Here is a 25,147-nt window from a genome sequence, read left to right on the forward strand (position 1 = left end):
GAGCGTGAACGTCCAAATTATCAGAATTTCATGTTAGTATAAGACAATCAGTTGAGTACCTTAAATGGAGGATGATGTGCAGTGAACGTGAAACAAGCAATTAAGCTGGACCAAAACTTGTATACAGTTCTGGTTTCAGACACAATGAGCGAGGACGGTCTCCGCCCGATCCTGGACAGCAGTTCTGTTAATGTGGTACAGGAAAACGTACTCGAAACAGAAATTCCGCTGGATCAGGTAGACGCTCTTCTCATACGCAGTGCTACAAAAGTGACAGCCGACCTGCTTCGCAGCATGCCGAACTTGAAAATAATCGGCCGCGCCGGGGTTGGCGTTGATAACGTGGATCTCGATGCCGCAACAAATCACGGGGTCGTTGTCGTCAACGCTCCGGACGGCAATACGATTTCAACGGCTGAACATACATTTGCGATGATGGCTTCACTTGTTCGCAATATACCGCAAGCAAACCGTTCTATGGAGGAAGGCCGCTGGGACCGTAAAAAGTATCAGGGGGCTGAGCTTTACGGCAAAACGCTCGGCATTATCGGCTTTGGCCGCATCGGAGCAGAACTCGCTCAGCGTGCCCGTGCTTTCCGCATGAACGTACTGGCCTATGATCCATTTCTGACAAAATCCCGGGCAGAAAAAAATCATGTGACGGCGGTTACGCTTGAAGAAGCACTCAGCCAAAGTGATGTTTTAACCGTGCATACCCCGCTCACAAAAGAGACACGCCATCTGCTAAACGATGAGACGCTCGCTTCGACAAAACCAGGAGTCTTCATTTTAAACTGTGCGCGCGGAGGCATTATCGACGAGGAAGCACTTTACAGAGCTGTCTCAAGCGGTCACGTTCGCGGTGCGGCAGTAGATGTTTTCGCTGAAGAACCAGCTATTAGTCACCCTCTCTCCTCCCTTGAACAGGTGATAACGACACCGCACATTGCCGCTTCCACGACAGAAGCCCAGCAGAATGTAGCAGAGTCGGTTTCTCAGGAAGTTCTTGGATATCTGGAAGGGAGACCTGCTCCTCACGCGCTTAATCTGCCATACTTGGATCAGGACGCATTTGAAAAGTTTTCACCTTTCACAAAACTAACAAAAACAGTCGGCGAAACGGCTTCTCAGTTGTTTAAAGAGCCTGTAAAACAAATTAATATCAGCTACGCAGGAGAGATTTCACATCAGGAAACCGGACTGTTCAGCCGCAGCTTTTTGGCTGGTTTTTTCCGCCACCGTATGGATGACTATGTAAACGAAGTGAATGCTTCTGTGATAGCCAAGGAGCGGGAGGTGGAGGTTTCCGAAATACACGAGAATGATGCTAACGGCTATAAGAATTTCTTTAAAGCCGAGGTTTTGGGTGAAACGAACAAGCTGATCATTCACGGCACTCACAGCTCCGAAATTGGACCTCGGATCGTGCAGCTGGACCAATTCCAACTCGACTTTCAGCCGGCAAAGCACACGCTCTATGTCCGCCACAACGACCGTCCAGGCGTTATCGGAAAAGTAGGTCAGCTGCTCGGCACCCACGATGTCAACATTGCAACGATGCAGGTGGGCCGGAAGGAAGAAGGCGGACAGGCCATTATGCTTCTGACGACAGATAAAGAATGCCAGGAAGACGTTCTTGAGGCATTTTCACGTATTGAAGAAATTCAGTTTGTCACTTCGATTGAATTATAGTACAGGCTGCCGTCCGCCTTACCGGGCGGCTTTTTTATGCCGATTCGTTTCGTCTGAAACAATCAGGTTGCCCCCCTTTTTTAACAGTTGCTTCGCATTGCCAAGAGCTGATCGTCGGTCAGCCGGAACAATTCGTTATTTTTATAGAATCGCTAAATTGCCTCTTATCTTTTATTTATGATACAGTTGTTGTAGCAATGGGACATATACAGAAAGGTTGATTAATCAAATGAAAAAGACAACTAGAAACGGCATGCTTGCACTCTCTCTTTCCACACTGCTATTTGCGGCAGCCTGCGGGAATGAAAGTAATGCTGACAATGCTGAGAACAATGGAAATGCTGAAAACAACATTGAAGAGTCGATTGATAACGAAGACGATAACGCTGACGCACCAGATGACCAGAATGGCATGAATGATGCGATGAACGGCGAAGAAAACGGCATGGATGAAGAGGCCGTCGAAGACATGGACCCGGAAGAGGCTGCTGAATTCATGGACCGTGATCCGGAAGAACCGGTTGCAGTTGTGAATGGTGAAGAAATTCAAAGCGGCGAACTCCAGGCTCAGCTGGCCCAGTTTGAACAGATCTTTGCGGAGCAGGAAATGGAAGATGAAGAATCTTCCATGATGATGATGCAGTTCCAGCAGCAGTTCCTGGACCAGCTCATTAATCAGCGCGTTATGGCACAGGAAGCAGAAGAGCAGGGTCTTGAAGCAGACGAAGATGCTGTTGAGTCTGAGTATGAAGAAATTCAAAGCGCATTCGGGTCCGATGAAGAATTTCAGGAAGCACTCGAATCACAGGGGTATACAGAAGAAGAGCTTGAAAATGAGATTCGTGAAATGAACCTCGTTGAACAGCTTCTTTCAATGGACCATGTGGAAGAAGAGTACGAAGTAGACGAAGAAGAAGCGCGTGAAGCGTTTGAAATGCAGGCTATGAGCGATCCACAGATGGCTGAGGCTGAATTTGAAGATGTGCAGGAAGAAATTGAAATGCAGATTCGTCAAAATCAGTATGTTCAGGATCTCCGCGATCAGGCTGACATCGAGATTTTACTTTAATTAAGGCATAAAGAGAGACCTGCTCCGGATTGGGGCAGGTCTCTTTCCTCTTGAACGGGCCTACGATTCTGTTCCGTCAGCACATATTTATCTTCCGGTTCAAGCGTACAGCCTTATTTAAATACTGTTTTACCTCTTGCATAAGCAATATCCAGGACGTCGTTACGATGATTGACCGCTCTCGCTGCTGCAAAGAAATAATCCGACAGCCGATTTAAATACGGCAGGGCTTCAGGCGGCATTGGATCGTCATCGCTAATTGCAGCAGTCATCCGCTCTGCCCGGCGCGCGACCGTTCGGCAAACGTGCATATCGGCAGCAGCTTTCGTGCCACCTGGCAAAATAAATGTTTTAATCTCAGGCGCTTCTTCCCAGTACCGGTCAATAGCACCTTCCAGTCTTGTTACGGCTTTAGCAGACAAAGCCCAATCGCTTCGTCCGGTCACATTCGCTAAATCTCCGCCAATATCAAACAGCTCATGCTGAATCTCAAGGAGTTCCTGTTGAATGTCCTTACAGTTCTCCGGCAGAGAAGCCGCTGCAACCCCGATAAAGCTGTTTAGTTCGTCTACAGTGCCGTATGCATTTACTCGTTCATTTGTTTTAGGGACTTTGCGGCCGATCAGCTGCGTTTCGCCTTTATCCCCTTTTTTCGTATATATTTTCATGTCTCTTCTCCTCCTTCTCCTGATGGCAGCTCCACCCTGAATGTCGTTCCTTCATTTAATTTACTTCTAGCCGTTACTTTCCCACCGTGAGCGTCCACAATATTCTTGACGATCGCAAGACCAAGTCCAGTTCCGGCTCTTCCCCTCGTCCTCGCTTTGTCAGCCTTATAAAACCGCTCAAAAATGAACGGAAGATCCTCCTCGGGAATTCCTGCTCCGGTATCGTTCACTTCCATAACAATATCGTGATGATCCTTAAAAACGGTGACCGCTACGCTTCCCCTCTCTGAGGTATGCCGAATAGCATTATCAATTAAATTCGTCAATACCTGCTCAATTCGGTCCGGGTCTGCATATACTTGAGCATACTCCGTTTGAATCGAGGCAGACAGCGACAGCTGCTGCTCATTTGCAACCACCTGGAATTTACGAATCATTTTCTCAGCAATCATCCCGATATCGACTATTTCGCGCTGAAGCGACAAATATCCTGCCTCCATTCGTGCAAGATCAAGAAGTTCATTTACCAGCCGCCCGATTCGAAGCGATTCATCATAGATAATTCCGGCCATTTCCTTTTTTTCTTCAGCACTCTCAGCAATGTCATCAACGATCGCTTCACTATAGCCTTGCAGCATTGAAATAGGGGTGCGGAGCTCATGAGAGACATTGGCGATAAAATCCTTTCGCAGCTTATCGTGCTGTCTTTCTTCGGTCATATCTCTTAAAACAGCAACTGCTCCGCGAATCGTATCATCATCATAAAGGGGCGTCATAAGAATGACCCAGCTTCTGCCTTGAACTGTAAACTCTGCATCGACCTCTTTTTCTTCCGTCACTACTCTTCTGAACAAACGGTACAGTTCGATCGGCTGACCGTCCCCGGCAATCTGCTGCTCATATTTCCATGTTTCCATGAAGGAGGAAGCGGGCGGATTCATCACCACGACTTGCCCTTCTTTATTAAGCGTAAGGACTCCGTCTGCCATCGAAGCTAAAATGCGGGATAACTGCTCCTTTTCCCTGTTCAAAGCGGTTAAGTTCGTGTTGAGTGCTCTGCCCATCCGATTAAATGCCATTGCAAGCAGACCGATCTCATCCTTTGTTTGAATGGGAATTTTCGTGTCAAAATTCCCTTTAGCCACCTCAAGTGATGCTGTACGCATTTGTCTGAGCGGGGCGGTGATACGCGATGAGAGAAAAAAGGCAAACACGGTAGTCAGAATAATTGCGATAGCGGCAGAGAAGAAGATAATCTGTTTTGTCTGATCTGATGCCTCATCAATAACATCCAGAGGCTGATACAGATAAAGACTGCCGTCTTCCCCGTCTTCAAATGCAAACGGAACGCCGACAATCATAATTTCTCTTTCATCCTCCGGCGTGTTCATGAACTCCCCTTGTGTCACAACAGTTTCATCCGACTCTAATACCCTCGCAAGCGTTCCGTCTTCGGAAAACAGTGCTATCGGGAGCGTCTCTTCTTCTGCCGTATACCAGTAGTCCGATTCACCAAACACTACGGCCTGAGCGGCGTACGAAGAAGAAATCGTACTGGTCAATTCTACCGCCTCTTCGCCGCTTTCCGATTCCTCAAGAAACTCAACGATCAAATTGGCGTGATTAAGCAGCTCCTGTTCAGCCTGCTCTGTATGAAAGCGCTCAAAATATTCAAGCAGCAGAACCGTTAATACCAGGAGAACGACTGAAACCAAGAGAAGAATAGTAAACCAGAGCTTCCCTACGACGCTTCTCCAAAACATCAGCCGGCGTCTCCTGCTTCGAACTTATACCCGACGCCCCAGACTGTTTTGATCATGTCTGCAGCTTTTGGTTCAACCTGGCTGAGCTTCTCACGCAGCCGCTTCACATGTGTATCCACCGTTCGAAGATCCCCGAAAAACTCATAATTCCAAACATCCTTTAACAGCTGTTCTCTGGCAAATACTTTATCCGGCGCTTGAGCTAGATAAAGCAGCAGCTCGTACTCTTTCGGCGTCAGGCTGATCAGCTCTCCTTCAACCGTGACGCGGTGCGCATCGTCGTCAATCGTCAAGTAAGGAAATTCAAACAGTTCTTTCGTTTTCGTTTCAGTTTGCAGAAACTTTGTCGAAGAAGCTCTGCGCAGCAGTGCTTTAACACGCAGCACTACTTCACGGGGACTAAATGGCTTTACAATGTAATCATCCGTACCTGCTTCAAAGCCTTGAACCCGGTTCACTTCTTCCCCTTTTGCAGTCAGCATAATAATCGGGGTTGCCTTTTGCTTACGAATTTCCTCGCAGACTTCAATGCCGTCCATCCCGGGCATCATCAGGTCGAGCACAATCAAATCATAGTCAGTTTCAAGCGCCATCGTGAGAGCGCTTTCTCCATTCTCCGCATCTTCTACTGTATATGCCTCCTTTTCCAAATACATTCTGAGCAGTCTGCGGATGCGTTCTTCATCGTCTACAATTAATATTTTCGTATGTTCTGCAGTTTCCATAGCACTGACCTCCATTTAAAGGGCTGTCCGTATCCGCGGACAGCCCTTTGATCCTGTATTCACATTGTATCGAAGTTACGCGTAAGAGTGAAGTCCGGCGATTACGAGGTTGACAAAGATCAGATTAAACATGATCAGCGCAAATCCGATCACGCACAACCAGGCACTCTTCTCCCCATGCCACCCTCTGGAAAGTCTTAAATGCAGATATGCAGCATAAAAGAGGAACGTAATCAGCGCCCAAACTTCTTTTGGATCCCATCCCCAGAACCTTGTCCACGCGATTTGTGCCCATATCATAGCGAAAATGAGACCACCAAGTGTAAAAATAGGAAATCCGATCGCAATGGCACGATAGCTGATTTCATCTACCGTCTGCAGGTTCACCCGGCTGACCAGCGGCTGAATCGTTCCAGCAACCGGTTTACGGAAGCCTGCACGTAGTCCGCCATATAACACGATTCCTCCGAGGAACGACCAGAGAAGCGTGTTTACATCGTCACTGCGTAAATAATCAGGTAGATTAACGACAGGACTGAAGCCTTGCTCGGAGATCAATTCTCCTTCATTCGGTCCGACAATCGGCGGCAGATAGTACTCTATTGTCGATTCATCTCCAAATTCATTGACATAAGAGAATTCAGCTGTGTAATCAGCGGCACCAAATCCTGTGCCGATCGCAATATAAGCAACCGTTGCCAGAAGTCCGAACATAATAAATTCAATTGCCTTTACTTTTTTCGAAGCCTTTGAAAAGTCAATCGAGCGGATAAGATATAATACACCCGCAGCGAAACCAATGGCTAAAATCCCCTGACCGATCGCTGTCGTAATAACATGGATAAAGAGCCAGTTCGTCTGCAGCGCCGGAATCAATGGCTGTGCTTCACCGGGAAACATGGAAGCGTACGCGATGATCAGCATCACGATCGGCATCGTAACAAATCCCAAATATCTGTTATGATAAATCGGATAAATAATCACAAACGCGAGTGCCATTGCAATTCCAAGGGCGGTCGTGTACTCAAACATATTGCTGACAGGTGCATAGCCGACAGCGATCCAGCGGAGCACGAAATAGGCAATGGAAGCACAAAGTGCCAGAATCGCGGAAAGATAACCTAACAAAGCTGATTTATTTTTTTCTTCCCCGCTGCGGTTTTTAAATTTCCGGCCTGTGATCGACACGGCAAAAAAGACAGTAGAGGCCAGGTAAAGACCAAATGCGACATAGAGCATATTACTGCTGAGCTCGAACATGACTGGAAGTCCCTCCTTCTTCCGTTTCAGCTGCTTTATCTTCTTCCAGCTGATCTCTTATTTCAGGAAGATCCGAATAGTCATTTAAATATTCGAGATCTTTCTTTAACGCATGCCAGTTTTTGTTGGCATGCCCGGCAACAAACAGCTTGCCGTCTTTCTGCTGAATCCAGATACGCCGATGATGCCAGTAAGAACCCTGCACAAGTCCGACCATAAAGATGGCACCGCCGACCATGATAATCGGAAGTGTATGATCGCGGCGGATAACAAGACCGGTCACGTTTACCATATCCGCGTCCAGCATGCGGATCGTATGATCATTTTCTCCATTCAGTTCTTCGTTTACCTGGATCCCTATCAGGCTGATTTCACCCTGATCGGTTTCAGGATCTGCCTCCGGAGGAAACAGTTCAAAAATGATCCGCGGATTATCCGGAACTCTGTTTTCCGTTGTCGGCTCTCCAGCATCGTTCACATAAAAATTAGGAAAGTATTCAATGATTTCAATTTGATAGCCATTATCAAATTCATAAAACATCTGCGGATCGTTTAAATCCACGGTAAATACCACATCTTCCAACGCTTCTGTTTCCCCTTCTGCATCTGTTTCGACTCCGAATGTGAAACTGGAAAGCTCATTCATCTTATAATCCGTCTGATACAGGGAGATTCCTTCGAACGTCAGTGGATCGTTTACGATGATTTCATGATCCTTTACGTGTTCAAGTTCTGTGCCGCTGCCGATGGATCCTTCCGAAGATCGTTTGTACAAGGAAGCACTGGTTTGAAAGTTTGACACTACCGGCGCATCAGCACGCATAAGGGCAGGCTGCAGAATGTCATTCTCTTCTTCGTCGTAAAATTCTACGACGAACTGATTGTTTTCAACGAAGTATTCTCCATCTGTGCCGCTGATGACTTCCGTTTCCCCATCACGAATCCAGACGTAATCGTCCAGGTACATTCCCGGGAAAAAGCGGAGCATTCCTCCAATAAGGAAGATAATCAGCCCGACGTGGTTAACGTAAGGGCCCCATCTTGCGAACCGTCCTTTTTCCGCAAGCAGGTTTCCGTTTTCCTCTCTCACTTTGTAGCGGCGTTTGATTAAAGCCGTTTTCAGCTGATCAATATCCACTTCGCCTGATTCTTTTTCTCCGTACAGTCTCTGTTTTTTCATGAAGGCTGTGTGCCGGGTTACGCGCTGCTTTTTGAGTGCTCTGTAGAGCGGCACGAAACGGTCGAGACTTGCGATGACGAGTGATATTCCAAGAGCTGCAACGAGCAGCATATACCACCATGAGCTGTAGAGATTATGAAAGCCCAAGTCGTAATACAGCTGCCCTGCAAGTCCGTATTCAGCCGCATAATACTCAGTCGGGCTTTCTCCGGGCGGAATGTACATTTCCTGAGGGAAAAGCGTTCCTATAGAGGAAGTAACGAGCAAAAGCACGATTATCCAAATTCCGACCTTGACCGACGAGAAGAAATTCCAGACTTTATCAACAGGTGACTTTTTATAAGTCTGTGATCGTCTTGCCACTCCTTCATACCGCATGTTCGCGAGACGGCCTTCATCCTGAAGCGGCTTCCCGCATGATTCACATAAGTACGTCCCGTACGGATTTTCATGTCCGCACTCACATGTTACTTTGTTCATGTAAATCCCCCGTTACTGAGCAGGCACAAGTGAATCAAGTGCTGCAAGAACCTGCTCTTCAGTTTTTCCACCGACTTGTCTCTCGACCACATCTCCGTGTTCATCGATTAAAAAGACCGACGGCAGCACACCTACACCGTAAGCATTGCTTACCAGCATATTGCGGTCGATATACAAGTCATAGGCAAGGTTAAACCGCTGTTTATGTCGCTCAACCTGAAGTGTCGTTTCGTCCACGTTTACATTGACGACACGTACGCCTTTATCTTCGTACTCTTCATAATGCTCCTGCAAGTATCCCATTTTTGAGCGGCAGTAAGTGCAGTATGTAGCCCAAAAGTTGAGATACACGCCCTCTCCCCTCAATTCAGAAAGCTCGATCGGTTCACCTTCCAAGTTTTCCAGCACAAAGTTCGGTGCCGTATCTCCGGCGTCCACCAGGCCGCGTTCCTCGGAAAAATGATTAAAGAACGTATAGCCGATAGCCGCAATCATCACAAAAAGGATTGCCGACCTCATCCAGAGCCGCTTTTTTTTCATGGCCATCCTTCCTTTACTGAAAACATTTTCACATCTCTATCTTATCATGCAGTGCCTTTATTATCATGAAATGCACGAAAGTCTTTTTCGAACGTTATGTGACAGCCGAATCACGAAGCTTTTTCACCTCGTGCGGCTTTAACTCTCTATATTCACCTGCATTAAGTCCAGAAGTGTCCAATACGCCGTACCGCTCACGGCGCAGTTTAAGAACAGGGTGCCCTATTGCATCAAACATTTTACGGACCTGGCGGTTGCGCCCCTCATGGATGACGATTTCAACAAGCGACGTCCCCTTGCGCTGATCGGTTTTACGAACCTTAACGAAGGCCGGCGCCGTCTTTTTTCCTTCAATAGGAATACCGTTCTGAAGTTTTTTTAACAGCTGCCTGGAAGGAATCCCTTCTACTTTAGCCAAATAGGCTTTTTCAATCTGATATTTTGGATGCATGAGCGTATTAGCAAATTCCCCATCATTCGTCAGGATAATGATGCCGGAAGTATCGTAATCAAGACGACCGACGGGATAGATGCGTTTATCCGTATCGATGTAATCGACAACCGTTTTCCTGCCAGCTTCATCTTTTGCGCTCGAAATCACGCCCGAAGGCTTGTAAAGAACATAATAGACCGGAGATTCTTTTTGCAGAGGTACTCCGTCTACAAGAATCGTATCTCTCGCTGCATCTGCCTTTCGCCCGAGCTCGGTAACCTTTTCTCCATTTACCTGTACTTTCCCATCCTCGATCAGTTTTTCTGCTTTCCTTCGCGACGAAATTCCTGCTGCCGCAATAATCTTCTGTAATCGTTCCATATTTACACCTTTCCTTTCCGTTGTCATCCCGACAGCGGTTCATGATACAATTTATCTGCCAGTACTCTATTGTACTCTGAAACGCACGGTTTCGCAAAAGAAGAGAGGTGTTGGGCTTTTGCTTCAAACTGGAATGCTTTTTACCATCCTTTGCGGTCAGCTGCTGCTGCTGATCCTTTTTTATCGAACAAACCGTTCAAGGTCTCCTCATTCTGCAGAGAGCTTCAAAAGTACCGCAGATGAGGAGAAAAAGCGACTTGTCGAGCTCCAGCTTCTGGCTATGCATAATGCCTGTGCCAGGCAGCGCGATAAACTTCACATGCTTGAGATTCAAGTCACGGATCCCAAACTTCCCTTTGCCCTTTCAAAAGTTCCGCTCCATCCGCTGCAGCTTCGTGCCGCTGAAGAAAGTTACCAGCTTTATGCGGAATATGTACATACATACTGGAAAACAGAGCAAGGAAACTGGAAGACAGCTTTCCGGGGACGCTTTGATGAACCTGATACAGAGGCGGGAAACGTTCGGGCAGCCTCTATTCAACTCGAAGATCAGCTGCAAAAGCGGCTTCAGATTTGGTATGAAGAAGAAAGGAACGATCGTGGATGAAAGGAATATTTGCAGCAATAGCTGGTGTATGCCTGCTGTTTTACGGACTTCATTTTTATCAGGCAATTGTGAACCAGGAAGATAATTTGTTTCAGGGAGCTACTCTTTCAGAAGAACGAGTAAACCAGGTAAATGAGGCGTTCCCTTCATCAGAGGAAATTAGAATCGAGGCGGACGGAGCTGAACTGCACGGATGGTTTTTGCCCTCCTCTCTCGATGGACAGGCCCCTCTGTTTATCTACTTTGGCGGGAACGCTGAGGAGGCTTCCCGGGCGATGGAATCCCTTCCTCTACCGGATGAGTGGCACGGTTTATTTGTCAATTACCGCGGCTATGGAAAAAGTACCGGCGAGCCATCTCAGGAAGCTTTTTATTCTGATGCCGAAGCGCTCTTTGACTTCGGAGCTTCCCATCATGCAGTAGATGAATCGATGATCGTATCAGCTGGAAGAAGTATGGGCACTGGCACCGCAGCGTATCTGGCTGCTGAAAAGCCGGTGGCCGCATCCATTTTAATTTCGCCTTATGATTCCAGAAAAGAGCTTCAGCAGCATCGGCACCCTTGGCTTCCCGTAGGGACGTTTATCCGTCATCCTTTTCCGGTTAGTACGATGGCCGAAACGGTAGAAACCCCGCTGCTCGTCTTCACAGGGTCGGAAGATATGGTCATTCCGCCGGAGCACTCACTTGTAACTGCAGATGCATGGGCCGGCGAGACCGACCATATACAGCTCTCCGGCTACGACCACAACAACTTAACACAGGCGGAAGATTTTCACTCTGCGTTTTCGCGCTATCTGCAAGATCTCCGTGAAGACAACGGTTAGTTTCATCCTTATCCCTCAGGGGTATCTGAATGATGTACATAGCTGCCTGCTGCAGATGTGACAAGATACGAGAGGGGATGGCATCGTGAAAATAAAATACCCTGTACCGAAAGCAAAAGGGCTCGATAATACAGTAAACCTGTTAAATGAGGGATTTATGTTTATTACGTCCCGCCGGCTTGAGCTGGAGTCTGATGTATTCGAGACTAGACTCCTGGGCAAAAAAGCGGTGTGCATGGCAGGTGAAGAGGCTGTTGAGAAGTTTTACGACAATGAGCTGTTCGTCCGAAAAAATGCCGTACCCGGAGTGATAGCTAAATCACTGTTGGGAGAGGGCGTACACGGAATGGACGGTGAAGCTCACCGGCACCGCAAGCGCATGTTTCTTTCGATGATGACACCAGAGCGCATTGAAGATATGAAAGATATTGCGCTGCAGGAGCTTGATAAGAAAGCGAAGCTTTGGGAAAAACGGAGCAGAACCGTTATTTATGATGATATTCGGGAAGTTCTCGTTCGAAGCGGCTGCCGCTGGGCCGGCGTACCGCTCAAGGAGGAAGAAGCCTCACAGCGTACACGTGAAATGGGCATGATGGTCGATTCATTCGGTTCGCTCTCACGAATGAAAGAGGGGAAAAAAGCTAGAAAAAGTCAGGAAGAATGGCTAGCGGGCATTGTCCGCCAGGTCCGCAAAGGAAAGCTCCAGCCTGCAGAACATACAGCCCTTTATATTATCTCCCATTTCCGTGATGAGAACGGAAAGCGACTATCTGCTTCGGAAGCAGCCGTAGAAGTCAACAATGCTGTGCGTCCACTGCTAGCTACTGGATACTTCATCGTTTTCGGATGTCTTGCTCTGCATGAGTTCCCCGAGATTCGGGAGAAACTGGCTGCCGACGAGAACGGTTTCAGCCAAATGTTCGCACAGGAAGTCCGCCGCTATTACCCGTTCGCCCCTGCAATGGCAGCTAAGGTTAAAAAAACTTTTACGTGGCACGATTATCATTTCAAAAAGGATCAGCTTGTCGTGTTGGATTTCTTCGGCACAAATCGTCATCCAGACAGCTGGAGCAACCCGGATACATTTTATCCGGAACGATTTATAGACTGGAAAGGGAGCCCGTTTTCCTTCGTTCCTCAAGGTGGAGGCGATCACTACGCTGGACACCGGTGTGCCGGAGAATGGCTGACCGTCATCGTGATGCGGGCTTTTTTCAAATACTTTACAACCCATCTTTCGTATGAAGTACCTGAACAAAATTTAGCCTGGTCACTCTCCAGAGTTCCGACTATTCCAAAAAGCGGTTTTGTCATCACAAATGTAAAACGGCTCCACGCTTCTCCAGAGAAGCTGGAAAAGGATGAAGCCAGCCAGACCGTTATTAAATCGTAATAAAGTGAATCGCAAGGGCGCTCACATTCTGTGAGCGCCCTTTCACCTTGCAGATATCCTGCTTATTCTATTAGTTAATAGGTGCTCAGCCCAGAAATTTTTTGAAATCGGTAGATCCACTCCCGCCAGCTCGAATGCGGGTTCAAATAATGTTCGTAGGGCAGTGTATAATCCGACTCTTCATTCGTCCACATTTCGTTAAAAAAGGTTTCAATCTCGTCAAACGTATCGCTGCCTTCATCCATTTCTGCGTATAAATTTGTATCAAGGTTGTTATCACGCATATTCCGGCTTGTGAAATTGGCTGATCCTGCTATCACTGATAGGCCTGAATCGTTGAAAACAGCCATCATTTTCGGGTGGAACTGCTCGTCGCCAGTATTGTACCAGCGTACTTGAAGATTTGACATGCCAAGATTCATCAAATCCTCTGCAACGGGTCTATTCGGCATGCCAAAAACGTCCATGCCAAATGCACTTTCATTTGGATCCAGGATAAGCCGAATATCGGTCCCGCGTTCTGCTGCTGCTTCGATACTGTCCACAATTTCAGTGTCCGCTAAAAAATAAAGAGCCGCATACACAGTGTCTTCCGGAGCTGCGTCATCCAGCATTTCCTGAACCCGGTTGAAGTTCTCTCCTTCCGTTAATACCTGGACCGCATATTCTCCGTCAGTTTGATCCACCGAAGGTTCTGCCTCAAGATCTGGACCGTCAGAGAAATCAGAAACGGCCTGAACTGTTTCCAGAAGGTCGTATAAAACAGGGCCAGATGTCTGAAATGCTGTGTTCGTATAAAAATAGCTCTCATCATGAAAATTAGCGGACATGACGAAACCAGTTTCCTCTGTGATAACCACTTTCCGGTGATTAGCCCGGCCGTTCATTAGTTTCAGAAATGATCGTACCGTCATCTGAGGAGCTTCCGGCTCAAACACATTTTCGATCCATCCGTTTCCACCCTGCCCGAACCACTGCAGGTATGCTCGCCATATTCCGGAATAGAGCGGGTTGGAATCCTGCAGCCTGGTGATATCCGTCATAATTGTTTGAACACCTGCATCATCGAGCATGTTGATCATCGTAGATTCATGGGAAAAATAGCTCGTATTGATTGGATCTGTCAAAACGTACACGTTCACTCCTCTTTTTGAAGCATCAATCAGCGCTTCTGTTAATGTCAGACTCAACGGAGGAAAATCTCCGTCGGTTTTATCATTAAGCAGAAACATTTCCACTGCAACAAAAGACTCCGCTTCTTCTACCGCTTCCAATACTGCTGAATAGATCTCTTCATTGAATACCCTGTCTCCGTCCTGTTCCGAAGAGCGGTTCAGTAAAAATCGCAGATCATCTGTATAATGAACTTCTCCTTTATAAGAGGTGCCGGCTGGTACGGGTTTAAATAAGCCGTATATAGTGGCAGCGAGTGTGATGAAAAGCAGGATCGCGACAGCCCATTTCCATTTGCTTCTTGTTATGTACATGTATGGGCTCCTCTCTTATGAAAAACATAGGCTTTCGTTTCCTCTTTCCCTTTTGAGGGTAATTGTAGACAAGTATCCCGCACTAAATAGTCCGGGAATATTGAAGAGGAGGAATTCATGAATGAGTATGTTTCACTCATCAGCATTTAAAGGTGCTCACATTCTAATAACTGGAGCAACAGGCGGAATTGGAAAAGTTCTTGCACTCGATCTACTTAAGCTCGGTGCACAAGTTACAGCAGCCGGAAGAAATGAGGAAAAACTTCGTTCGCTGAGTCAGCAGGCTCATTACCACGCAGACGCTTCAAACCTTCTGACGATCCAGGCCGATTTAACGGAGGCACGCGACCGGGAAAGACTCGTATATGAAGCGGAAGAATCATTCGGACCTGTCACCGGTCTCGTCAATGGAGCCGGGATTGCAGGAGGAGACGTAGTGGAATTTATAAAGGAAGAGGATCTGGAATCCATAATGCAGATTAACTTCATCTCTGCTGTGATGCTGAGTCAGCTTGTATTTAAAAGCATGAAAGAACGGGGCAAGGGAGCTGTCGTCAATATATCTTCTTTGTCCGGTCTTCGCGGCACGCACGGGAGCACTGCATATGCAGGATCGAAGTTTGCCATGATCGGCTTCACTCACTCTTTTGCTCTTGAAGCGATCGAACACGGCGTGCGGGTAAACGCTGTCTGTCCCGGGTTCGTTGATACTGATATGGCTCGACAGATACTTGAAAAGAAAGCGTCAGCCAGTGGGATCTCTTATGAAGAGCAGCGAGAACAAACCGAAAAAGCCCTTCCCTCCGGCCGCATGACAACGCCGGAAGAAACGGCCAGAACAATCATGTTTCTACTCTCAGATGCCGCAGAAAACATTGTCGGTGAATCCGTGAAACTATCCGGCGGAAGCGTCATGCGCTAGCTTTCCTCTTCGACTGCCTCCTGAAAACGATCGAAAAAGAGATCAAAATCTTCTCTACCTTCCTCTGCTTCTTCAAGCGGGGGAAGGTCGCTTAACGTTTGCAAACCGAATTGTTCAAGAAAGTACCTGGTAGTTCCATACAGGATGGCTCTGCCGGCTCCTTCTTTCCTGCCGGCCTCTTCAATCAAACCTCGATTTTGCAGCGTTCGAAGCGGCCGGTCGGTTTTAACTCCGCGAATATCCTCGATCTCCATGCGTGATACAGGCTGTCGATAAGCAACAACCGCAAGGCATTCAAGTGCTGCCTGAGAAAGCGTTGTATTAACTGGTGAAGAAACGAGCTTCTTGTACATAGCTGCGTGCTCCTGTCTTGTTGTGAGTTGATACCCACCGGCAACTTCCTGGAGGGCTATTCCTCTGCCGCCGCTTTCATAAAGGTCATGTAATGCTTCAGCGTGCAGCTCCAGTTCTTCTTTAGTACACTCCAGAGCATTCAACAGCTGTGCTTTTTCCATGCCTTCGTCTCCTGCGACGAAGAGCAGGCCCTCCAGCTTCCCTTTGATTTCTTCATTTATCACGCCGAATCCGCACCCTTCATCACAATCATAATATCTGCAAAGTGCCGAGCCTGCTCGCACGTCACTTTTTTATTTTTCATAAGCTCCAGCAGTGCCAAAAACGTCATCACCGGTGACTCCTCCTCGTCATCCGCAAAAAGCGTTCGAAACGTTGTCTTTCCATGATATGTCTTAAGTGTCGCAACAATCGCTTCCATTTTGGAATCGATGGATATCTCTTCTCGAGCCACACTTCGATAAGGCTTGTCGGCTTTTTCCCGTTTTTTTATATCCTGATAAGCACCGATCAGATCAAACAATGATACATCCAGCTCAGGTGCTGGATCATCCGTGCCTGCAAAAGCAGACAAATCTTCAGCCGGTCTTGTAAAATATAAACTCCGTTCAGCTTCCTTTTGTTTTAAGTCAGAAGCAGCCTCTTTAAAGGCTTTATACTGGACAAGCTTCTCCATTAACGATTGCTTTGTCCATTCTTCCTCTGCTTCCAACTCATCATACAGCTCTTCCGGTTCTTCTGATGGCAGCAGCAGCCGGCTTTTCATATACAAAAGCGTAGAGGCCATCACGAGATATTCGCCCGCTACATTCAGCTCCAGTACCTGCATTGTTCGGATATAATCGACGTATTGATCGGTAATATCTTTTAAATTTATATCGTATAAATCTAAATCATTTTTTTGTATTAGATGAAGGAGCAGATCAAGAGGGCCTTCAAACCCATTCAGTTTCACATGATATGTCATCGGTTCCCACTCCATTTCATGCGATATTATATCATATCCAAGAGGTTCAGACGGTAATAGTTTTCTAATTAAGGAAGATGATTTATACTGGAACAGATAACGATTCGAGAGGTTTACGGATAAAGGAGAGTAGCACATGCAGCACGTAACAGTTGATTATCCGCAGGCGTATGTCAATTATTTAGTTGAATTTCATGCCACTCGGGATTTTTTCGAGTGCCATGAAATATTAGAGGAATATTGGATCGAGAACGGCAGGGAAAAAACCTGGCTTCTGCTGATTCAGCTTGCAGTTGGCTTATACCATCAGCGAAGAGGAAACCTGCGCGGAAGTCTGAAGCTTTTTGATAAGGTTTTTAAGCTGCTCGACAGGGACGAGCACAGGCTGCATGCGCTGGGAATTTACGAGGGCCAGCTTCGAAAGGCGCTGGAAGAACGCTATGAAGAGGCCGCAAATGGATGGCCCTACCGGCCGTTTGCCATTCCGCTCGTTGAACAGGTGGAGCACATATGTCGGCAGCAGGCGTCTGAACATGGTCTGGAATGGAATCTTGATGACCGGAGTATAGACCGTTCCGTGCTGCACCGCCATCTGCTTAGAGACAGATCGGAAGTCGAAGCTGCCCGCGCTGAAGCCCTTAACAAAAGACAGCAGGTTTCATTAGACCGGTCTAACGAGACAAAGTAAGTGCTTATGCTTTAACAAAGCGTCGCCTGCTAAAAAGCCGCATCGAATCTTCATTCGATGCGGCTTCATCTGTAAAGTCTTATATAAGCTTGTTTAAGTTCGCCATTTCAATCGCAGCAGCTGCAGCTTCAGCACCTTTATTTCCAGCTTTTGTACCTGCACGCTCAATCGCCTGTTCAATCGTGTTGGTCGTAATGACACCAAATATAACAGGAACTCCACTGGAAAGCCCTGCCTGAGATACCCCTTTTGCTGCTTCACCGCAGACATAATCAAAGTGAGGCGTGGACCCTCTGATGACGGTTCCAAGTGTGATAACTGCATCGTATTTTCCGGAATCTGCAAGCTTTTTAGCAGCGAATGGAATTTCAAATGCTCCCGGCACCCATACAATATCGATGTTTTCCTCAGATACGCCGTGTCTCAAACAGGTACCCTCCGCACCTTCCATCAGGCTTTTTGTAATAAAATCATTAAATCGTCCAACTACGATCGCAACTTTCAAATCATTTCCTGTAAGTTTTCCTTCAAGTACGTTTCCCATAGTAATGACATCCCTTCTTCGTTATAAACGGATTATTTTCAGTAATTGTGTGCCGTTCGGTCATGAAGCTCATGTAACACAGGTTTACAGATGCAGCATATGACCCAGCTTGTCTTTTTTCGTTTTTAGGTAGTTCTCATTGTCGCGGGAATGCGGCAGCTGAATAGGTACTCGCTCCACTATTTCTAAATCGTATCCATTTAATCCGGTAATTTTTCGAGGATTGTTCGTCAGCAGTTTCATCTTGCGAATGCCGAGATCCCGCAGGATTTGCGCGCCGATTCCATAGTCGCGAAGATCCGGGCCAAAGCCAAGCTTTTCGTTGGCTTCCACGGTATCCAAGCCTTCTTCTTGAAGCTTGTACGCCTTCATTTTATTCAGCAGACCAATCCCCCTGCCTTCCTGGCGCATATAAAGTACGACACCGGAGCCATTCGCCTCAATCTGCGCGAGGGCAGCGTGAAGCTGCGGTCCGCAGTCACAGCGTCTCGAACCGAATACGTCTCCTGTGAGGCACTCTGAATGGACACGGACAAGTGTCGGTTTAGATCCGCCAATATCTCCTTTTACGATGGCAACGTGCTCTTTTCCATCCACGACGTTTGAGTACCCGATCGCGCGAAATTCGCCGTAATCGGTTGGAAGCTTAATTTCAATTTCCTTGGAAACGAGCTTATCTTTACGGTTTCGATACTTGATTAAATCCTTAATTGTGACCATTTTTAACTCGTGCCGGTCAGCAATTTCCCGAAGTTCAGGCACTCTGGCCATCGTTCCGTCATCGTTCATTATTTCGCAAATGACACCTGCCGGGGCAGATCCCGCCATTCGGGCAAGATCAACAGCTGCCTCGGTATGGCCAGCTCTTCTCAGCACTCCTCCATCCTTTGCAATCAATGGGAAAATATGACCCGGGCGCTGAAAATCAGCCGGTTTTGAATCGCCATCAATTAAGGCTTGAATTGTCATAGATCGTTCCTGGGCAGAAATGCCTGTCGTCGTATGCTTATGATCTACACTCACCGTAAACGCGGTACCGTGAGGATCTGAATTTCGGTCCACCATAGGTACAAGCCCTAATTTCTCAGCCCGCTCTTCTGTAATCGGGGTACAGACCAATCCCCGGCCGTACGTAATCATGAAGTTAATGACATCAGGAGTTGTCTTTTCAGCCAGTGATACGAAATCCCCTTCATTCTCACGGTCTTCATCGTCACAGACGATGACTACTTCTCCTTGTGCCAGTGCATAGATCGCATCTTCAATTGGATCAAACATGGACATGCTTCCCGCCTCCTTTATCTGCCGCTCAAACCGGCATTATTATTGAAATCCGTGCTCTTTTAAAAATGATTCGCTTACCGCTTCTGGTTTTTCTTGCGTTCGAAAGCGGACAGCAAGCAGCTCTTCTACATACTTTGCGAGCATGTCGCATTCCACGTTAACTGGATCTCCGACTTGCCGGCTTCCCATCACTGTTTCTTTTAACGTATGCGGAATTAACGAAAGAGTGAAGCTTGTGTCGGTTAATCCAAAAATAGTCAAGCTCGTCCCATCGACGGCGACACTTCCTTTCATCGTCAAATATTGACGGAGTTTGGGCTCTACTTCAATTTCTACATACACCGCGTTCTGGTCTGCTTCTTTCTTTTTTATAATGCCGGTGCCGTCAACATGGCCGCTGACAAAGTGACCGCCAAATCTGCCGCCCGCGGCCATTGCTCGCTCCAAATTCACTTCAGAACCTTCGCTGACAAGCCTCAGACTCGTTGCTCTGACTGTTTCGGGCATAAGATCTACCGTAAACTGGCTGCCTTCAAATGATGCAACGGTCAGGCAGACCCCGTTTACGGCGATACTGTCTCCCAGTTTGACATCCGATAAAATTTCCGGAGCTTCTACGGTCATGACGATCGCTTCACCCGTTTCGTTCATTGAGACAATTTTACCTTTTTCTTCTATAATTCCGGTGAACATTCGTTCTGCACCTCATTTCGATAGGTTAATTTTACATCCTGCTCCAGCTGCTCTACCTGTTTTAATATCAGGCGGGGACAGTCGGACAGCCTTTCTATACCGCTGCCGCCGATAGCAGAAACTGCGTCCCGGCCGCCAATTAAGATCGGCGCTTGATACAGCACAGCTTCTTGAAAGAAGCCTGTTCGGACAAAGCTGTCTAACACGGTACCGCCCCCCTCAATCAGGAGAGAGCCGATGCCTTCAGAACCTAGTTTTTCAAGTACAGTTTCTGGCTCGACGCGAAATGTTGAAAGCCGAATGACTTCCGCACCGGCTGCTTTAAGCGCCTTTTCTTTATCTTTGTCTCCCCGTTCAGAAGTGAAAATTATCGTTCTTCCGGAAGCTTGCAGCATGTTTGCACGAAGAGGGAAGCGGAGTTCATTATCAAGGACAACGCGTATAGGATCAATGCCGCCTTCCGGCAAACGAACCGTCAGTTCAGGATCATCTGCTAATACTGTTTCGATACCGACTAAAATTGCATCGTGTTCGTGCCGAAGCCGGTGCCCATCCAGCCTCGACGCAGGTCCTGTTATCCATTTACTTTCCCCGGAAATCGTTGCTGTTTTGCCATCAATCGAGGCAGCCATTTTAAGCGTGACGTAAGGATGACGCGTTGTGACATAGTGAAAAAAACGACGGTTAAGCTCATCTGCTTTTTCTTTCATGATGCCGGTTTCTACATAAATGCCTGCTTCAAGCAGTTTTTTGATTCCTCTTCCCGATACACGGGGGTCCGGATCGCTGGATGCAGTAAATACTCGGCTGATGCCTGCTTCAATCACAGCGTCCGCACATGGCGGCGTCCTGCCGTGATGAGAACAGGGCTCAAGCGTTACATACATGTCAGCGCCAGAAGCTTGCGCACCCGCCATTTCCAGGGCATATCGTTCGGCATGCTTATCTCCGGCTTTTAAGTGTGTTCCTACTCCTGCTACGCGTCCGTCTTTGACAATGACACACCCTACTTGCGGGTTCGGAGAGGTCTGCCCTCCCGCAGCAGAAGCAAGCTCAACCGCAAGCTTCATATAGTCTCTTTTTGTCATGGTGACCCCTCCCATCTATTCACAAAACACATGCTGGAAGCACTCTTTATTCAACACATTTCGCAGCGCTTCCGCGGTACTCAGAAGGGCCTATAAACTTTCAGTTCCCTTTTAATAAGTACTCAGCTGAAATGACTGGTTATTGGCTTCTATCCGAAAAACAAATAAGCCCTGAACGACATACATCATTCAGGGCATACGTGCAGAATATTTTTTATGAAAAAAGGTAGACCGGTCCCCCGGAATAGACACCTTTTTCGTAAAAAGCTGCTGCGAAATCCTTCTCCCATCCAGACTATACTGTCGGCTCCGGAATTACACCGGATCCACCGGGCCGGAAAAACGGACCGGGTCACGGACTGAAAGAACCAGGTTCTTATCACCGCCGGTAGGGAATTTCACCCTGCCCCGAAGGATCGGACGAACGTAAAACATTCGTCCTTTATTCATTTGTTATGCACTAACTATAGCATTCCTGTTACCGGAGCGCTAGTTTCAGGCATCAAAAACTGTAACTTCTTGCATCGTGTCATTCGGACGGATCCGATCCATCGTATCCAGGCCTTCTGTGATCTGTCCAAACACCGTATGCACACCGTCCAGATGAGGCTGAGGTTCAAGTACGAGGAAAAACTGGCTCCCGCCTGTATCTTTGCCTGCGTGCGCCATAGACAGGCTGCCTTTTTGATGACGATGCGGGTTGCCTTCTGTTTCGCATTTGATGGTGTAGCCTGGTCCACCTGTGCCGGTTCCGTTAGGGCAGCCGCCTTGAGCTACAAAGCCAGGAATAACACGGTGGAATGTCAGTCCGTTATAAAAGCCGTCATTTGCAAGCTTCTCAAAGTTAGCAACCGTACCTGGAGCATCCTCTTCAAAAAAATCAATTTTAATTACTTCGCCATTTTCAAAACGAATTTCACCTTTTTTCATTATGTAAAACCTCCGTGTTAATAAAGTAAGGAACAAAAACAGTTTATCAGATTTTACACAGCTTGGCGAATGCCAAACCTTTTACTGGTCCATTTGTGAACGTCCATCTATTTTTTGCAGGCTCCCTGTCGAATAAAACAGGACCGTCAGAAAACGCATATCTGACGGCCCTCTGTTCTTCTCTGTTAACTTGTGCGGCTGCTTTCTTTCTGGAGGAGGCTGTACCTTTCTTCCAATTTAACGAGATCTTCAAGGCTTTCTCTGCGAATAACGCATTCATGTCGTCCATTTTCGACGAACACAACAGCCGGACGTAAAATCCGGTTATAATTGTTAGCCATGGAATATCCGTAGGCTCCGGTTGAAAACACGGCCAAAAGATCCCCGCTGCCTGCTTTAGGAAGGTCCAAATCCCAGATCAGCATATCGCCGCTTTCGCAGCACTTGCCAGCGATGGAAACCTGTTCTTCAATCGGATCATTAGCACGGTTTGCCAGCAGTGCGGAATATTCTGCCTGATAAAGAGCCGGACGAATGTTGTCGGTCATGCCACCATCAACAGACAGGTACGTCCGGACGTCCGGAATTTCTTTTCGTGCTCCAAGCGAATAAATAGTCGTTCCGGCTTCACCGACAAGTGCCCTGCCCGGCTCGATCCATATTTCCGGAACCGGCTTATTCATGGAAGCTGCTTCGTTTTTCACTTCTTTGACCATACGGGTAATATAATCACCGAGCGGAAGCGGCTTATCACCTTCTGCATAGCGGATTCCAAAGCCACCGCCCACGTTAAGCACCTGTGGATAAAATCCAAACTCATGATTCCACTTGCGAATCGAATGAAAGACTGCACGAACTGCTTCTTCAAATCCTTCCGCCCGGAAAATTTGAGAACCGATATGGGAATGCACGCCCTGCAGACGAAGCCACTTGTGATCCTTCAGCATGTTGACTGCCTTGTCCGCCTGACCACTGTTCAAATCGAATCCGAATTTTGAATCTTCCTGTCCGGTTGAAATATATTCATGCGTATGGGCTTCTACTCCTGGAGTAATCCGGATCAGCACGTCCATCTGCTGCTTCTTTGATTCTGTCAAGGCCATGAGCCAGCTCAATTCCGTAAAGTTATCGACGACAATGCAGCCGATTCCATGTTCAACAGCCATCTCCAGCTCCTGCGGAGTCTTATTGTTGCCGTGGAAATGAATATTTTCCATCGGAAAACCGGCTTTTGCAGCGGTATACAGTTCTCCCTCAGAACACACGTCCAAGCTCAGGTCCAGATCAGCAGCCAGCTCCAGCATGGCGATACAGCTGAAGGCTTTGGATGCGTATGCAATTTGATAGTTTACCTGTTCATTCTGAAAAGCTTGATGGAACGCAGCTGCACGCCTGCGGATATCCTCCACATCATAAACAAATAAAGGCGTTCCATATGCTTCTGTCAAAACAGCAGCATCTACTCCTCCAATTTCCAGTCTTCCTGCCTCGTTGATCCGCTGAGTTCCATATTGAACCAATTCAAATCTCTCCTTTACAAACATTATCCCGGCTGCCGCCCCTAAATAAAAGAGGAATGATGGCAGCTGCATCCATCATTCCTCTCGTCTAACAACGATCGGAAAGATAGTTCTCCACAACTTCCTGTGACAGTGCTGCACTTCTTCAGTGCAGCCCCAGAAATGCACGGCTGGACATCCGTGTTTTTCTTCGGCCGGCGGGCCTTTCTGCTGCTCGTACCACTTGTCCTTATCCCACAGCATACTGATCCCTTTACCGGCACCTCTATCTTTCTTCTATTCAGTTCTGGCTAATATAGCACAGGTTAGCAGGCTTTGCAACTCCGAGCTTCAGCGGATTACTTCATAAATTAATGTTGGCGAGGACACACGCTCCGCACGTATTTCATAGGCTTCTCTTACTAGACTGCGCGCATCTTCCTGTGATTCGGTATCAGAGTGCAGTACAGCTAGCGATTCTCCAGCTTCAACATAATCACCAATTTTTTTACGCAGCGAGATGCCGACCCCGTGTTTAATCTTACTTTCTTTCGTTTCTCTGCCGGCACCTAAGTACATCGCGGCAGTCCCAATGGAATGAGCTTCAATTGCTGTTATATACCCGGCAGTTTTTGCAGGGACGTCAATGGAATGAGAAGCGCCAGGGAGAAGATCTGTATTTTCTACCATAGACACATCGCCACCCTGGGCAGCGACAAACGTTTTCATGACTTCAAAGGCTTCTCCGTTGTCAAGATTCGCAGCGAGTTTCTCATACGCTTGCTCATAGCTGTCGAATACCCCTGCAAGCAGAGCCATATGACTTCCAATTTCAAGTGAAAGCTCACGGAGATCCTCAACGTTTTTCCCTCGAAGAACATCTACTGCTTCTCGAATCTCGTTTGCATTTCCTATTTCGTAGCCGAGCGGCTGATTCATATCACTAATCACAGCAACTGTATTTCTACCGAGATTTGTACCGATGGTCACCATTTCCTGAGCCAGTTTTTTCGACTCTTCCAACGTTTTCATAAATGCTCCGGAGCCTGTCTTCACATCCAGCACGATGCTGTCAGCGCCTGAGGCAATTTTTTTACTCATAATCGATCCGGCAATGAGAGGAATTGAATCGACTGTCGCCGTTACATCACGAAGTGCATACAACTTCTTATCGGCCGGTGCCAGGTTGCCGGTCTGGCCTGCCACGGCAAGTTTATTCTCATTTACAAGCCGGATAAAATCCTCTTTGCTTACTTCTACATTAAATCCATTGATTGACTCCAGCTTATCAATCGTACCTCCCGTGTGGCCAAGCCCTCTGCCGCTCATTTTAGCCACCGGCACCCCCACCGACGCTACAAGCGGACCGATGATAAAACTGATCTTATCTCCAACTCCTCCAGTAGAATGCTTGTCTACCTTATGGCCGTGAATCGAAGACAGGTCGATCGTTTCACCGGAATCAACCATCGCCTGAGTCAGGACGGCTGTTTCTCTGGCGCTCATTCCTTGGAAGTAAACCGCCATTAAAAGAGCTGACACTTGATAATCAGGAATGGAATCGTTCGTGTAGCCCTCAATGACGTAGGCAATTTCCTCATCGGTCAATTCCTGTCCGGAACGCTTTTTTTCAATTACATCTACCATTCGCATCTTCCAGCACACCTTCCCTG

General features: G+C 47.4%; 24 protein-coding genes and 2 riboswitches. Of the genes, 7 read left to right on the top strand and 17 right to left on the bottom strand.

The window, feature by feature from the left end:
- The first annotated feature begins 87 nt into the window (after positions 1–87).
- Both serA and ACFO4L_RS15590 read left to right on the top strand, forming a co-directional pair.
- Positions 88–1,692: a phosphoglycerate dehydrogenase gene (gene serA / locus ACFO4L_RS15585; protein ID WP_377910945.1), complete on the top strand. Its 1,605-nt coding sequence runs from the start codon at positions 88–90 to the stop codon at positions 1,690–1,692.
- 229 nt (positions 1,693–1,921) lie between these two features.
- Positions 1,922–2,761, top strand: a complete 840-nt coding sequence (locus tag ACFO4L_RS15590; protein WP_377910590.1) for a SurA N-terminal domain-containing protein — start codon at positions 1,922–1,924, stop codon at positions 2,759–2,761.
- 113 nt (positions 2,762–2,874) lie between these two features.
- Here ACFO4L_RS15590 and ACFO4L_RS15595 read toward each other — a convergent pair whose 3' ends face one another.
- The 7 genes from ACFO4L_RS15595 to ACFO4L_RS15625 all read right to left on the bottom strand — a co-directional run bounded on the left by ACFO4L_RS15595 (position 2,875) and on the right by ACFO4L_RS15625 (position 10,191).
- Entirely contained in the window at positions 2,875–3,429 is a 555-nt protein-coding gene (locus ACFO4L_RS15595; protein ID WP_377910591.1) for a cob(I)yrinic acid a,c-diamide adenosyltransferase, read from the bottom strand.
- Complete coding sequence (locus tag ACFO4L_RS15600; protein ID WP_377910592.1) at positions 3,426–5,192, bottom strand: ATP-binding protein; 1,767 nt, start codon at positions 5,190–5,192, stop codon at positions 3,426–3,428. Before ACFO4L_RS15600 ends, ACFO4L_RS15595 begins: the two co-directional genes overlap by 4 nt.
- Complete coding sequence (locus ACFO4L_RS15605; protein WP_377910593.1) at positions 5,192–5,917, bottom strand: response regulator transcription factor; 726 nt, start codon at positions 5,915–5,917, stop codon at positions 5,192–5,194. The genes ACFO4L_RS15600 and ACFO4L_RS15605 overlap by 1 nt, the downstream gene beginning before the upstream one ends.
- A 75-nt stretch (positions 5,918–5,992) precedes the next feature.
- Positions 5,993–7,177 carry a c-type cytochrome biogenesis protein CcsB gene (ccsB, locus tag ACFO4L_RS15610; protein WP_168007363.1) on the bottom strand — a complete coding sequence of 395 codons (1,185 nt, stop codon included), beginning with the start codon at positions 7,175–7,177 and terminating at the stop codon, positions 5,993–5,995.
- On the bottom strand, positions 7,158–8,837 hold the full coding sequence (gene resB / locus ACFO4L_RS15615; RefSeq protein ID WP_377910594.1) for a cytochrome c biogenesis protein ResB: 1,680 nt from the start codon (positions 8,835–8,837) through the stop codon (positions 7,158–7,160). The genes ccsB and resB overlap by 20 nt, the downstream gene beginning before the upstream one ends.
- Before the next feature lie 12 nt (positions 8,838–8,849).
- The gene (gene resA, locus ACFO4L_RS15620; protein ID WP_377910595.1) at positions 8,850–9,377 is read right to left on the bottom strand and encodes a thiol-disulfide oxidoreductase ResA; all 528 of its coding nucleotides are present in this window, start codon (positions 9,375–9,377) and stop codon (positions 8,850–8,852) included.
- 94 nt (positions 9,378–9,471) lie between these two features.
- Positions 9,472–10,191, bottom strand: coding sequence for a pseudouridine synthase (locus ACFO4L_RS15625; RefSeq protein ID WP_377910596.1), 720 nt, complete (start codon positions 10,189–10,191; stop codon positions 9,472–9,474).
- Positions 10,192–10,309: 118 nt separating this feature from the next.
- On the opposite strand from ACFO4L_RS15625, the gene ACFO4L_RS15630 reads away from it, so the two are divergent.
- The 3 genes from ACFO4L_RS15630 to ACFO4L_RS15640 all read left to right on the top strand — a co-directional run bounded on the left by ACFO4L_RS15630 (position 10,310) and on the right by ACFO4L_RS15640 (position 13,018).
- Positions 10,310–10,798: a hypothetical protein gene (locus ACFO4L_RS15630; RefSeq protein ID WP_377910597.1), complete on the top strand. Its 489-nt coding sequence runs from the start codon at positions 10,310–10,312 to the stop codon at positions 10,796–10,798.
- Entirely contained in the window at positions 10,795–11,625 is an 831-nt protein-coding gene (locus tag ACFO4L_RS15635; protein WP_377910598.1) for an alpha/beta hydrolase, read from the top strand. Before ACFO4L_RS15630 ends, ACFO4L_RS15635 begins: the two co-directional genes overlap by 4 nt.
- Before the next feature lie 85 nt (positions 11,626–11,710).
- Positions 11,711–13,018, top strand: coding sequence for a cytochrome P450 (locus ACFO4L_RS15640; protein ID WP_377910600.1), 1,308 nt, complete (start codon positions 11,711–11,713; stop codon positions 13,016–13,018).
- A gap of 74 nt (positions 13,019–13,092) precedes the next feature.
- Here the strand turns inward: ACFO4L_RS15640 and ACFO4L_RS15645 are convergent, their stop codons facing one another.
- Positions 13,093–14,505 (bottom strand): phospholipase D-like domain-containing protein, encoded by a 1,413-nt coding sequence (locus ACFO4L_RS15645; protein WP_377910601.1) that lies wholly within the window; start codon positions 14,503–14,505, stop codon positions 13,093–13,095.
- Between the two features lie 121 nt (positions 14,506–14,626).
- Between ACFO4L_RS15645 and ACFO4L_RS15650 the strand changes: the two genes are divergently transcribed.
- On the top strand, positions 14,627–15,427 hold the full coding sequence (locus tag ACFO4L_RS15650) for an SDR family NAD(P)-dependent oxidoreductase (RefSeq protein WP_377910602.1): 801 nt from the start codon (positions 14,627–14,629) through the stop codon (positions 15,425–15,427).
- Here the strand turns inward: ACFO4L_RS15650 and scpB are convergent.
- Together scpB and ACFO4L_RS15660 are read right to left on the bottom strand one after the other, a co-directional pair.
- Positions 15,424–16,005, bottom strand: coding sequence for an SMC-Scp complex subunit ScpB (gene scpB / locus ACFO4L_RS15655; RefSeq protein ID WP_377910604.1), 582 nt, complete (start codon positions 16,003–16,005; stop codon positions 15,424–15,426). The genes ACFO4L_RS15650 and scpB overlap by 4 nt on opposite strands.
- The gene (locus ACFO4L_RS15660; protein WP_377910605.1) at positions 16,002–16,748 is read right to left on the bottom strand and encodes a segregation and condensation protein A; all 747 of its coding nucleotides are present in this window, start codon (positions 16,746–16,748) and stop codon (positions 16,002–16,004) included. The genes scpB and ACFO4L_RS15660 overlap by 4 nt, the downstream gene beginning before the upstream one ends.
- Before the next feature lie 136 nt (positions 16,749–16,884).
- Here ACFO4L_RS15660 and ACFO4L_RS15665 point away from each other — a divergent pair, with 136 nt between their 5' ends.
- On the top strand, positions 16,885–17,436 hold the full coding sequence (locus tag ACFO4L_RS15665) for a DUF309 domain-containing protein (RefSeq protein ID WP_377910606.1): 552 nt from the start codon (positions 16,885–16,887) through the stop codon (positions 17,434–17,436).
- A gap of 79 nt (positions 17,437–17,515) precedes the next feature.
- Here ACFO4L_RS15665 and ribH read toward each other — a convergent pair whose 3' ends face one another.
- From ribH to ACFO4L_RS15700, 7 genes are all read right to left on the bottom strand, one after another.
- Positions 17,516–17,980, bottom strand: a complete 465-nt coding sequence (gene ribH / locus ACFO4L_RS15670; protein WP_377910607.1) for a 6,7-dimethyl-8-ribityllumazine synthase — start codon at positions 17,978–17,980, stop codon at positions 17,516–17,518.
- An 84-nt stretch (positions 17,981–18,064) separates the two neighbouring features.
- Positions 18,065–19,258 carry a bifunctional 3,4-dihydroxy-2-butanone-4-phosphate synthase/GTP cyclohydrolase II gene (locus ACFO4L_RS15675; RefSeq protein WP_377910946.1) on the bottom strand — a complete coding sequence of 398 codons (1,194 nt, stop codon included), beginning with the start codon at positions 19,256–19,258 and terminating at the stop codon, positions 18,065–18,067.
- A gap of 45 nt (positions 19,259–19,303) precedes the next feature.
- Complete coding sequence (ribE, locus tag ACFO4L_RS15680; protein ID WP_377910608.1) at positions 19,304–19,957, bottom strand: riboflavin synthase; 654 nt, start codon at positions 19,955–19,957, stop codon at positions 19,304–19,306.
- Complete coding sequence (ribD, locus tag ACFO4L_RS15685; protein ID WP_377910609.1) at positions 19,939–21,045, bottom strand: bifunctional diaminohydroxyphosphoribosylaminopyrimidine deaminase/5-amino-6-(5-phosphoribosylamino)uracil reductase RibD; 1,107 nt, start codon at positions 21,043–21,045, stop codon at positions 19,939–19,941. The genes ribE and ribD overlap by 19 nt, the downstream gene beginning before the upstream one ends.
- Before the next feature lie 274 nt (positions 21,046–21,319).
- A riboswitch (FMN riboswitch) is annotated at positions 21,320–21,465 on the bottom strand.
- Positions 21,466–21,540: 75 nt separating this feature from the next.
- Positions 21,541–21,975, bottom strand: coding sequence for a peptidylprolyl isomerase (locus tag ACFO4L_RS15690; protein WP_168008711.1), 435 nt, complete (start codon positions 21,973–21,975; stop codon positions 21,541–21,543).
- 185 nt (positions 21,976–22,160) lie between these two features.
- On the bottom strand, positions 22,161–23,495 hold the full coding sequence (gene lysA / locus ACFO4L_RS15695; RefSeq protein ID WP_377910947.1) for a diaminopimelate decarboxylase: 1,335 nt from the start codon (positions 23,493–23,495) through the stop codon (positions 22,161–22,163).
- A gap of 99 nt (positions 23,496–23,594) precedes the next feature.
- A riboswitch (Lysine riboswitch) is annotated at positions 23,595–23,771 on the bottom strand.
- Between the two features lie 54 nt (positions 23,772–23,825).
- Positions 23,826–25,127 (bottom strand): pyrimidine-nucleoside phosphorylase, encoded by a 1,302-nt coding sequence (locus ACFO4L_RS15700; protein WP_377910610.1) that lies wholly within the window; start codon positions 25,125–25,127, stop codon positions 23,826–23,828.
- Positions 25,128–25,147 lie beyond the last annotated feature (20 nt).

Origin of the sequence: Bacillus daqingensis (genome assembly GCF_042654445.1) — a bacterium.
GTDB classification, from domain to species: Bacteria; Bacillota; Bacilli; order Bacillales; family Salisediminibacteriaceae; genus Alkalicoccus; species Alkalicoccus luteus.